At 47.7% G+C, this 13,137-nt stretch carries 4 protein-coding genes; all 4 read left to right on the forward strand.

Annotated features, from left to right (window positions below; translation table 11 throughout):
• Positions 1 to 162 precede the first annotated feature (162 nt).
• The gene (locus LOZ80_RS03175; protein ID WP_238170062.1) at positions 163 to 9,684 is read left to right on the forward strand and encodes a polysaccharide lyase family 8 super-sandwich domain-containing protein; all 9,522 of its coding nucleotides are present in this window, start codon (positions 163 to 165) and stop codon (positions 9,682 to 9,684) included.
• Positions 9,685 to 9,916: 232 nt separating this feature from the next.
• Positions 9,917 to 11,284, forward strand: coding sequence for an ABC transporter substrate-binding protein (locus tag LOZ80_RS03180; RefSeq protein ID WP_238170063.1), 1,368 nt, complete (start codon positions 9,917 to 9,919; stop codon positions 11,282 to 11,284).
• 14 nt (positions 11,285 to 11,298) lie between these two features.
• Positions 11,299 to 12,201, forward strand: a complete 903-nt coding sequence (locus tag LOZ80_RS03185) for a carbohydrate ABC transporter permease (protein ID WP_238170064.1) — start codon at positions 11,299 to 11,301, stop codon at positions 12,199 to 12,201.
• Positions 12,198 to 13,049 carry a carbohydrate ABC transporter permease gene (locus LOZ80_RS03190; RefSeq protein WP_238170065.1) on the forward strand — a complete coding sequence of 284 codons (852 nt, stop codon included), beginning with the start codon at positions 12,198 to 12,200 and terminating at the stop codon, positions 13,047 to 13,049. Before LOZ80_RS03185 ends, LOZ80_RS03190 begins: the two co-directional genes overlap by 4 nt.
• The last annotated feature ends 88 nt before the right edge of the window (positions 13,050 to 13,137 follow it).

A 13,137-nucleotide genomic window follows, 5' to 3' on the forward strand; every position in this document is an offset into this window, starting at 1 on the left:
GAATGTGTATGAACGAAGAAATCGGCGTGATAGAGTAAAGTAAGCGCTTTATATTTTGGCTGCGATGGAGCATGGGGGGAGGACATAGACATTTTTGCAAGGAGTGGGATAGTTCAGACTGGATGAGAATGGCTTAGTGAAAAGGTCGAGGAGGTTCATATTGTGAAGAGAATAGTATCCATAGGGATGATTATGGTGATGATGGTTAGCTTTTGCTTATCTATGCAGCCATTGACGTCTTATGCAGCTTCGCCTTGGAATATCTTAAATGATAATTTAAGTGCATATGTCACGACGGGTTGGAGTACACAGAATACCGATAACACGCATAATACCATTGTGCAAAATGCGGATAACGTCACGATTGTCGATACGACATCGTTTTCCGCTTACTTGACGAAAAGCAACGTGCTGCCTACAACAGGCTCATTTACCTTTGAGGTAAGGGCTAAAGTGAACGGTACGGGCACGTTGAATGAGTTCACGGTTAGAAACACGAATTATTTGTCGAGCTTTTACATCACCTATGGGCAAGCCGGTGCGGTTCAAAATAAAGTGTCCGGTTCCACGAAAACGTTTACTTTGGACACTACCATTTATCACACGTACCGGATGGTTGTTCATGCGAATTACACCTACGATCTATACGTAGATGGAATTTTAGCTTGGAGCGGGGCGCCAAACGCAACAGGCGGGACGAGTTTGATTAAAATGGGCGGAGATTCAGCGAGTTACGCAAATGTAACGCTGGATCATGTTCGACTAGGTTCCGGGGAAATCTTGCCAGGCGGATATCCGCTTAGCTCCATTCAGATATCGGAAGTAACGACTTCAGTGGGGCAGACCCCCGTGATGCCAACTGTCGTGACTGCGGTATACGAAGATGATTCGACCGCATTTGTACCTGTGACATGGGTCGCGGTAGCACCTTCTCATTACGCGCAGCAAGGTGATTTTATCGTTAGCGGCAGCGTACAAGGAACTGCCGTGCCTGCTTTGGCCCATGTTACTGTAAACGCAAGTTCAGCAGTTATTACCGCTATCGCGCCAGTGAATGTCACAACACAGGCAAAGGTAGTTCCGGTATTGCCGACTGTGGTCAGTGTTACTTATGCAGACAGCTCAACGAATCAGGCTCCTGTCACATGGGCTTCTATTCCTGTAAGTGCCTACGGCTCGGCTGGCAGCTTTGATGTCAATGGCACAGTGCCGGGTACGGCTATTCCAGCTATCGCGCACGTGACTGTGCTTGCGGCAGCAGCGGATGAATTTGATCAACTACGCAGCAAGTTGAAGGATATGTTGACTGGCGGCACGAGTTACTCTGTTGCGGATCCGGATATTGTGAACCAAATAACGGCGATCACAGCGAAGGCGCAATCGAATTGGGATACGATGAATAAAGTGGGGAACCGCACGTATTTGTGGAGCGATCTGGCTAGTACTTCGAATTCCGCTCAAATTACGTCAGCCTATACCCGATTGAAAGAAATGGCCTTGGCATATGCAACGAGAGGCTCTTCCTTATATCATAGCACAGGCCTCTTGAGTGATTTAAGCAGCGCACTTGATTGGATGTATACAAATCGTTACAACGAAAACAAAATTTTATACGATAACTGGTGGGATTGGTGGATCGGAACTCCGCTTGCGATCAATGATATTGCCGTCCTGCTATATGAAGATTTAACGTTCCAGCAAATTTCGAACTACATGATGGCAATTGATCATTTTACGCCGATTGTGGATATGACAGCCGCTAATCGGGTTTGGAAAAGTCAGGTTGTCGCTTATCGCGGCATTATTGTGAAGGACGCTGCCAAACTGGCGATGGCAAGAGACGGACTAAGTCCGGTATTTCCGTATGTGACGCAGAGCGATGGCTTTTATACGGACGGCTCCTTCATCCAGCATGATATTACGCCTTACAATGGCGGTTATGGAGCGACGATGCTAGGAAATATGGCGGATGTCATGTATGTGCTTGGGGGAACGACTTGGGCCGTCACAGATCCGAAGTCTAGCAATGTGTACCAATGGATTTATGATAATTTTGAGCCGTTTATGTATAAAGGGCTTGTCATGGATATGTCACGCGGACGAGAAATATCCCGCTCCTATGTATCTGACCATATCGCAGGGCAGCGCGTAACCAGGGCGGTCATCCGTCTGGCGCAAATCGCGCCGTTCCAGCAAGCAGCTGATTTCAGAAAAATGATAAAATCCTGGATACAGACGGACACGTATGTGAACTTCTTCGTCAACAATCCCATCAATTACATCATGTTAGGAAAAACAATTGTGCAAGACGCTTCCGTTGTCCCTTACCCGCAAGGAGTATGGTTTAAACAATTCGCGAATATGGATCAGTCGATCCTGCGGCGTCCGGACTTCACGTTTGCTATTCGAATGCATTCTAGCCGAATTGCCAACTATGAAGAAGGCAACGGTGAAAATTTGAAGGGCTGGTATACCGGTGACGGGATGACCTACCTGTACAATAACGATCTTGGTCAATTTTCGGATGATTATTGGCAAACCGTTGATCCTTATAGAATGCCAGGCACGACGGTGGATCGGCAGACGCGTACAACGGGTGGGGGCAATAAAGTCAGCGGAAATGACTGGACGGGCGGCACCGAGATGCTCGGCACGTACGGCACGACCGGGATGGAGCTCGATGCGCTGTACAGCAATTTGACAGCGAGAAAGTCGTGGTTTTCGTTTGATAATGAAATCGTTGCTCTAGGCTCTGGCATCACGAGCCCGGATAATCGCACGATTGAGACCATTGTTGAAAACCGTAAGATTAACAACGCAGGCACGAACGCATTCACGGTGAACGGGACCGTGAAACCAAGCGCTCTTGGCTGGAACGAAACGATGAACGACGTTACTTGGGCGCAGTTCGCTGGGGATACACCGGGGACGGATATCGGTTACTATTTCCCTGGGGGGACAACGGTAAAGGGGCTTCGGGAAGCGAGAACAGGCGCTTGGAGCGATATCGATAGCCGAACAGGAACGCTTCAAACGCCGTTTACAAGCAACTATTTGACACTGTGGCTGGATCACGGGACGAACCCGACGAATAGCAAGTATCAATATGTTACGCTTCCGAATGCGACATCCGCACAGACGGCAGCCTATGCCAGCCATCCGGATATCACAATTCTGACGAATACGGAAGACGTGCAGGCTGTGAAAGAAAACAGTTTAAATATTATTGGAGCGAATTTTTGGAATGATAAAGTGAAATCGGTGAATGTGGACGGAAGCAATTGGATTACGAGTAATAAAAAGTCCTCTGTCATGACGCATCAGACAGCGCAGGATTTGGATGTCTCTATATCCGATCCGACGCATGACAATACGGGAAGCATTGATGTGGAGATCAACGCCTCGGCTTCTGGTGTCATTTCCGCTGATGCCGGCGTAACGATTAAGCGGTTGACACCGACGATTCAATTGCGTGTACAGGCAGCAGGTTCTAGAGGTGCCACTTTCCACGCGAAATTTAATATGACGACCAATGCAGCACTGCCGCAAGCGCCTGATTTGACAAGTGTGACGTCGGGCAACCATGCAGCAATTTTAAACTGGAGCAGTGTGCCTTCTGCGACTGGCTATCAAGTGAAATACGGAGCCGTTAGCGGAAGCTACACAAAAACCGTGCCAGCAGGTCTTGCTACAAGCTTGACAATCAACGGTCTTGCGAACGGAACTCCGGTTTATTTTACGGTGACGGCACTGAATCATCTCGGAGAGAGCGCCAATGCGAATGAGCGAAGCGTTGTTCCAATCGGTGAGCAATGGGGTCTGATCAACGATGATATGAGCGCATTTACAGCGGGCTGGACGACACAGGGAGCCGGTACGATCTCTCAAAATACCGGAGAAGTGAATGTGGTCGATAAAATCAATACAGCAGTGTATTTGTTGAAGAGCGGATTTGCAGCACCTTCAGGCGCGTTCACATTTGAAACGAGAGCGAAAGTGGCGGATGCGGACACCTTAAATGAATTTTCCTTACGCAGCTCGAATTATTTGATCAGCTTCTATTTAACTTACGGCACTTCGGGAACGGTTCAAAATAAAACGACCTCTCCGGATAAATCAGCCACATTGGATACGACGGTTTATCATACGTACCGAGTCGTTGTTCATGCCAACTACACATATGATATGTACATCGATGGCAATTTGGCTTGGAGTGGAGCAGCGAGTCTCGGCACGGGCTCGGATATTTTGAAAATTGGCGGTGACTCAGCTTCTCATGCCAACCTTGTATTGGATCACGTAAAAATGGGGATCGGTGAAATGCAGCCAGGTCCGGCTGCAGTCAGCTCAATTCCATCCATTGCTGTGACAACACGCGTAGGGGCTTCACCTGTGCTGCCGGCGCAAGTTGCCGCCCAGCTGGATGATGCGACAACGACTAACGTGACGGTAAGCTGGGGGGCGATTGATCCTGCGAATTTGGCACAACAAGGCACGTTTGCCGTGTATGGGGAAGTACAAGGCGGCACGCCACTGCTGGCACAAGCGAATGTTACTGTCGTGAACACGCAGGCCACGATCGTAGCGGTAGCGCCTGTTACGGTATCGACCTCCAAAGGGATTGCGCCGAGCTTGCCTGCTCAAGTGTTGGTGACGTACAGCGACAATATTACGGCTATGGTGTCTGTCAGCTGGAGCACGATCGATCCGTCGCAATATGCGCAGGCAGGAACGTTTGAGGTTGACGGCGATGTGACAGGAACAACTATTCAAGCGCAGGTTACTGTGAATGATCATTTGACATGGACCTTGGAAAACGATGCGCTTCGTACCAAAATCGAATACATGGACAGTGGCAGTATTCGTATGACCAGCTTTTATAATAAAGCAGCTAATGTCGACTATATGCCGCAAGCTCCAGCAGCAAATTTATCCACGCTGTTCCATTACAATTACCGCTATTTGGCATCGGGAGATAGCGGGAAAGAAGCAATTTCGACGACACAAACGCTGGATGCCAACGACGGCGGGTATGTGCTGGGTACCCCGACGGAGCATACGATTACGATGACATCAGCAACGGGACAAATCTCGGAAGTCGGCACTCGTCTGGAAATTCCGGTCACCAAGGACGGGATTACCGTTACGCTTTCTTTTGAACTGTACAAAGGCAATGCCGGTTTGAAATATCAAGCATACATTCGTAACAACCGTGCAGATTCAAGACTTCAGATTACGTCTTCCGATGTGATCAAGCTTGATTTCCCAGATCTCGCACATGATCTGCATTATGTCTACCTATCGAAATGGTATAGTACGACCGGTGGTGTTGATAAAGCAGACACGAAAAAGGACAGTGAAGATATTAAGGTAATCATTAACCGTTATGATTCAGGGGACGGCTTCTATGTCGGACCAGAGGTTAATTCCAAAACGGAAATTTTGAAAAGAGATCCGAGCTCTCCGGATACGGGGGCGCCGTATATGACGCGTTCTTTTGCTGGCATTAGTGCCTTTAAAGGGGATATGGTGAAGATTGCGACGAATCCGGAAGCACTGCAGCTCGTGTTGTTCCCGAATGAGCAATTTCCGTATATTGCTGTGAATTTGAGTGTGTTTAAGGGCGACATTGTCGACGGTAAAATGGCGGTCGAAACGCACTTGAGAGAACGCTTCAAGTACAACAACACCTCGACCATTCTCAACTCCAACGATTGGGAGTGGGGATCTGGCAAACGGAATGAAGCTTATTATCGATCAACGGTTGTACCGACCTTGAAGGCAGCAGGATTCGATATGGTGATGTTCGATGATGGCTGGAATAACGTAGGCGATAATGGTACATCAAGAGACGGCATTCAGCCGCTTCCATCGTATACGGACGATATGAACCGACTGACGAAGTACTATCATGATGAAGGGCTTATGTTCGGCTTGTGGTATTCGATGACCGGCGGCTATCATAACCGTGGGAATGATTTAGCGGATCCTGCTGTTATTGCTGCTAAGAAAAATAGTATCGAAGCGATGATTCAGAATTACCATCTATCGCATCAGATGGTTGATTTAACGGAGTTTTGGCCGAATCAGGCCGTTACGTCCTACTCGCATCCGACAGATAATGTTTATCGGAAAAATGTGCTGACGAATCAGGTGCTCAATGATCTCGTAGACACGTATCCGGATTTTAAAGCGAAATATACGACAGAAGTAGATATTTGGCCGACGCAAGGCGACCGCACGAATGAGCTGCTGCATGTCATCGACAACGGCTGGACGACATCCACAACGGAATATGGCGAGAGCTTGGATATTCCGATTTCTGCAGGATTATTTGGACATATGCCTTTAAATTCCGTTTACTTCAATATTGGGAATATGACAAGCGGAGATATGTCAACGTACTATAAATATTTATTTGCTCGCAACGTCAAGCATGGCAGTGATCCAAGCACATGGAGCCAGAAAGATATAGAGCTCATGGCCAAATTCAATGCTTGGCGGAAATCTGATCGCATTCGCACATTAACGGATTCAATTATGCGCCCTGTTTATAACGGTCCTGGCTGGGACAGCAATGTGGCGGCAAATTGGAATCAGAACAGCGGCCCTTATGCGATGATGCAGGTTTCGGAGCAGAAGGATCAAGCGCTGCTGATCGCAACTGGCGGTGGCAAAGCAGGTGCATCCGTAGTGAATGTCAATCTGCGCTGGCTGGATCCAGCGAAGCAATACTTGATCGAAGATGTATCTCTCGATGATACAGGCAGCTTTACGTATCGATTTAAGGGACTTCTGACAGGAGAACAGTTGAAGGCTTTCACCATTGATCTGGATGAGAATTCCTCCAAAGGCAAGGCTTATTGGATTCAAGAATATCATGGGGACAATTATCAAGTGCTTTATGCCGATGAGCATATTTCGAATGCGACGCTTTCAATGTCCAATGGCAAGATGGTCATTCAGGGCACGGGAACAGCAGGAAGCTCAGGTAAAGTAGTTGTCTACGGAAAGAACGAGAATGCCGTTATGATCGTCGATTTAAATCTGGACGTGAATGGCACCGGACAGCTAACCATTAATCAGTTTGAGCAGACAGAGGATGTATTCATTCCTAAACTGCCTTCAGCCAGTACGTTTGTGGCGGCAGATCTGTTCAGTGCAAATCTAACAACGGTTAGTGGCGGGACAGCTACCAAGGTTAGCAGCGGAACTACGCCAAACGCTTCTCCGAACGGGATGAACTTTACTTCAACGGACGCGTCAGCTGGCAGCTATATCGAATATAAAATCAATGTACCGAAGGCAGGCGTCTATAATGTGCAAGCGGCTGCTAAGGTATCGACGACAAGAGGAAGCGGGCAATGGTTCATCGAGGGTGCAGCGGCAGGCGGCGTCTGGAACCAAAATGAAGCAGAAAAAATCAAATTTTTTGATTTAGGGACAATAACGTTTCAGACTGCTGGCGAGAAAAGCTTCCGCTTCGTCTTCCAAGGCGGTACGAATAAAACAATCAATACAGATCGTTTCGTCCTCACGCCAGTCGATGTGTTAACGGGAAGCACCCTTGAGGCGGAAAATGCTAAAATAACGACCCCTTCCAGCGGTGCAAGCATCTTGATTGGTACTGATGCTGCTGCAAGCGGTGGCAAGTATGTATCAGGCACCATGACCGGCGGCATCGGAGAGCGTGTAGCGTTAACCTTTGATGTGGATCGTTCGGGTATGTTCGATGTGGTGGTTGCCCACAAGGTTCACCAGCAAAGAGGGATTGTGCAGCTATTGATTAATGGCGTTCCATTCGGAGAGCCGTTTGATCAATATGAGAATACGGTGGATGCGATGTATGTGGATCACAATTACGGCAGTTATACGTTTACGCCGGGCGAGTATACATTTACATTTGTCGTTACAGGTAAAAATGAAGCTGCAGCTAACTATAATTTGTCACTAGATGCGATTAAATTAATGAATAAAGAACCGAGCATTACATTTACGGGCGACAGAACCGTACAACAAGGCCACAGCATTACGGTGAGTGCTCAGGTCCTCGGACTGCAGCCGTTCTATGCAACCGGTGAGTATGTGAAATGGAGCATCGACAGTCAGGCTGCTGTCAATGACAGCAATAAAGTGGTGTCCCTCCAGTCAAATGGCTTGGAGACGACGGTTACTGGGGTTCAACCTGGCACAGCGCGTTTGAAGCTGATGAGCACCATTCATGCAAATGCGGTTGGCTATGTTCAAATTACAGTGAGCGAAGCCGATGTGCCACAGGCGACAATTGTCTCGTTGACACCGGTAGAGGCAGAGACGCAGGTTGGTACAGCACCACAGCTGCCTTCGACTGTTGAAGCGCTCTACAGCGACCATACGACAGCAAACGTGCCGGTGGTCTGGGACGCCATCCAAGCGGCTCAATATGCGCAAGCAGGCGCATTCATGGTATCGGGCGAAGTAGCAGGTACAGAATTGCCTGCGACTGTGCATATCACCGTGGTGGCCGTCCAGCAGCCTGGTGGCGGTGATCAAGATGAGCCTTCTACACCATCTGCTCCAGTGACTCAGACGCCTCCCACACCAAATACGGAAGTAACAATTACAAAAGAGGAATTCCAACATGCGCTTGAGCAGTCAGTAGATTCAACGCTGCATTTTGAGCGGACGCAAGCAGGAGAAGCTAATAAAGTAGAAGTTATACTTCCGGTTGCACTCTTGAAGGAGGCAGCTGCAAGCCAGATTAAGCAATTAACTTTTGTTTCTGGCAGTACCCAAGTCACGGTTCCTGTTCAAGCTTTTAGCCTGGAAGTCGATGCGAAGAATCTGCAAATTAGTTTCGGTGCTCTAGATTCGAAGGATCTCTCTGTGAAACAGAGCCAAGCTGTAGGCCGTGGAATCGTATACAGGCTGGCTATGCAAGTAGATGCAGCGCCGGTTCAGACGTTGAACGGACAAAAGATTAACATTGAGCTTGCCTATAAATTAAAGCAAGGTGAGAAGCCGGAGCAGATTGTTGTCAGCAAGTTGACAAGCGATGGTCAAAAGGAAGTTCTCATTCATGGCACCTATCATCCAGCAACTGGTGAAGTTGTGTTTACGGCGAACGAGCCGGGCGATTACCTTATCGGCTACAATGGCGTAAGCTTCCACGATTTGAACGATGTCGCGTGGGCGGAGTCAAGCATTCTGACGCTGGCTGCCCGGCAGATCGTGCATGGCGTGGCTGAAGGCAGATTCAACCCGGGGAGTCCGGTAACAAGAGCAGAGTTCTTGGCGCTGCTGATACGTACATTTGGACTCGACGATGGAAAAGCCCAAAGTAGCTTCCTTGATGTAAAGACGAGTGACTGGTATTACAGCGCGGTTGCCACAGCACAGCGCTTGGGCATTATTAGCGGTCGTGAGGATGGCAGTTTCGATGCAAACGGTGACATCTCTAGGCAGGATATGGCTGTTATGGCCTATCGCACGATGCAGGCTTTGAAGCTGAATGTGAGCTCAGACAGTAAGCCACAGGCGTTCCAGGATCAAGCGCAGTTTGCAGCGTATGCGCAAGATGCGATTGCCGCTATGCAAGCCGCAGGTGTCATTGAAGGCAGCGGAGGCAGCTTTATGCCGCTTGACGCAGCCACAAGGGCACAGGCAGCCGTCATCATGGCGCGACTCTTACAGAAGAGTGAGTAAAGGTTCAAGAGCTGCTGTCGCTTTCGCCTGGCCTATGCCCAGGACAGCGGCTCTTTTTTTAACAAATATCGTGGAATGAGAGCGAATATATCAATAATTGACAATTGGCAAAAGGTAATTAGTTGAAGATAGTTTTTATCAAGCGGGAAGCGTATTCATTTATTTCAGGGGATGTTACAGTATTTACATGAAAAGTAAACGCTTTATATATGACAAATGGAGGCAAGCAATAATGAAAATGATGTCAGGAAAAATGCTTGGAATGGCCTGCCTGGTGGCCTTAAGCGCAACACTTGCAGGCTGCGGAGACAGTGGAACAACATCAACAGCTACAACATCGCCTGCTGGAGCAGAGACTCAGACGGCCAAGCCAGCCGATTCTGGTAAGCAGGTTACACTTCGATTCTCTTGGTGGGGTTCCGATGTGAGGCATAAAGCAACTTTGGCTGCAATTGACGCATACACCAAGCTGAATCCCAATGTAAAAATAGAAGGTGAATACCAAGGCTACGATGGTTATCAGCAGAAGATCATGACACAAATTGCTGGCGGCTCCGCTCCTGATATTATGCAGCTCGATTATCCCTGGTTATCGGATTTATCGGCGCAAGGGGACATTTTCGTGGATCTAAGCAAGGAGTCTGCGGTTGACCTGACACAGTTCCCTAAAAAGATTTTAGATGAGTATGATTCCGTCAAAGGCAAGCTGGTTTCCCTGCCGATGGGAACGAACGGTTTCGGAACGATGATCAATAAAGCATTCTTTGATAAAAATGGTTTGGATAAGAATACACAATGGACATGGGAGAAACTGATTGAGGAGGGAGAGAAGCTCAATCAGAAGAGCAAGAATCAATTTTTGTTCGCGATCGAGCCAGGGACTACGACGGGCGGTCTGGGCGAGTTCGTATTGAATGAGTATTTGTATTCGAAGAACGGCACCTACTGGGTGTCCAACGATCCGGCGATTAAAGCGTCCAAAGAGGATATTGCACAAGGCTTATCGGTGATGAAAAAGTTATTCGACAGCGGTGCTGCGCAGCCATTGGGTGACGCTGCGCTGTTCAGCGGCAAGATGGAGCAGAATCCGAAATGGGTCAATGCCGAAATGGGCATGACGCTGGATTGGTCTTCGACAGTAGGCAAATATAAAGCGGCTGCGGGAGACGGCAAGTTTGCGGTAGGTATGCCGATCTTTGCCAAGGATGGCAAAGCACAAGCGGTGAAAACGAAGCCGTCGATGATTGTGTCGGTGAATAAAAAATCGGCAAATGCTCAGGAAGCTGTGAAGTTTGTCAACTGGCTGCTAAACAGTAAAGACGCCTCCTTGATTCTGCTCGATACGCGTTCAATCCCAACTTCCGATAGTGCAAAAAAAGCACTTGTTGAGGCGAATAAAATCGATTCGGATATCGCCAAAATGGTAGATAGCGCCCTGAAGAATCCAGCTTCTTCACCTCCGACCGTTCAAAATAACCCAGAAGTTGCGGATATTATTCGCGATATTTGCGAGAAGGTCGTATACGGCAATCTAACACCGGACAAAGGCGCTGAGCAGCTTATGCAGCGTGTGCAGGATAAATTTAAAGATATCAAGTAAGGTAAGGTGAAATAATGAACGTCAGCCTAAGCAAAATCGCCAAACGCAATGTAGGGCTGCTGTATATTGCACCTTGGTTAATCGGATTTCTCGTGCTGCAGCTGTATCCCTTTGGTGCATCCCTAATGTACTCGTTTACGAATTACAGTATTACGAACGTCCCTAAGTTCGTCGGACTGGATAATTATATAGCGATGTTTACAAAGGATAACAACTTTTACAAATCGCTCTCGACCACGATCGCGTATGTCTTTATCTCAGTTCCGATGAAGCTCATCTTCGCACTTATGGTGGCCTTGCTTTTAAACGTTAAGCTCAAAATGGTCAATCTGTATCGCACACTATTCTACTTGCCTTCCATTCTGGGGGGCAGTGTAGCGGTATCCATTTTATGGCGGTTTCTATTCATGAAGGAGGGGATGGTGAACCGGCTGTTGGACACGGTGCACTTGCCGGCCATTAATTGGCTGGGCAGCCCCAAGATTGCATTGTTCACGCTGAGCCTGCTCTCGGTCTGGCAATTTGGTTCTTCGATGGTTCTGTTCCTTGCAGGGCTTAAACAAGTGCCATCGGAATTGTACGAAGCAGGTCGAGTAGACGGGGCCTCTAAATTCCGCATGTTTTTCACGATCACGCTGCCACTGATTACACCTATCGTATTTTTTAATATCATTATGCAATTGGTGAATGCGTTCCAAGACTTCACAGGTGCTTTCGTTGTAACGAACGGCGGGCCTATGAACTCTACCTACTTGTTTGCACTCAAGCTGTACGATGAAGGCTTTAAATTTTATAGAATGGGGTATGCTTCCGCCTTGTCCTGGGTGCTGTTCGTGCTCATCCTTGTCGTCACGGCCATTATTTTTAAAACATCGAAATATTGGACGTACTACGAAGATGGAGGTGGGGCCAAATGACAACTGTGATATCCAGAAGTCAGCTTCGCACCGGTGTAACAATCGTTTTTTTATCAATCTCTGCGCTAATCATGATTTATCCGCTAATATGGCTGTTCTTCGCTTCCTTTAAGCCGAATAACGAAATTTTCGGATCGCTTCAGCTGCTGCCGAAGCATATTGTGTGGGACTCCTATAAGAATGGCTGGAAAGGAAGCGGGCAATTCACGTTCGGTGTGTTCTTATTGAATACGATCAAAATGGTCGTGCCGGTCGTTCTATTTACAGTATTGTCCAGCACGGTTGTCGCATATGGCTTTGCCAGATTTCAGTTTGTGTTGAAAAATGTGTTCTTCGCGATCATGATTTCGACGCTCATGCTGCCGAATGCGGTGATCATTATTCCGCGATTTATTTTGTTCAAGGAGTTCGGCTGGCTAAACAGTTATTTACCGTTTACCATGCCAGCCCTGTTCGCTTGTTATCCGTTCTTTATTTTCATGATGGTTCAATTCTTTCGTGGATTGCCGAGAGAGCTGGACGAATCTGCAACGATTGACGGCTGCAATTCCTTCGGAATTTTAACGAGGATTTTAATGCCGCTTTGTAAGCCGGCAATTTTCTCCGCTGCGATTTTCCAGTTCATCTGGACTTGGAATGATTTCTTCAATTCACTAATCTACATTAATAGTGTAAAAAAGTTTACGCTTGCCCTAGGTCTTCGGATGTCGCTCGATGTGAGTTCGGCAGCCAAGTGGAATGAAGTTATGGCGATGTCGATGGTCGCAATTATTCCTTGTGTTCTGATCTTCTTTTTCTCACAGAAGTATTTCGTCGAGGGGATCGCTACGACCGGATTGAAAGGTTAAAATTAGAAGCGTCAGCAAGCAGAAGACTCTGCTTGCTGGCGTTTTTTTACATGGAAAAAAGCTGCAAAATGTGCGCAATGAACACGTA

It is taken from the genome of Paenibacillus sp. HWE-109, assembly GCF_022163125.1.
Taxonomy (GTDB): domain Bacteria; phylum Bacillota; class Bacilli; order Paenibacillales; family NBRC-103111; genus Paenibacillus_E.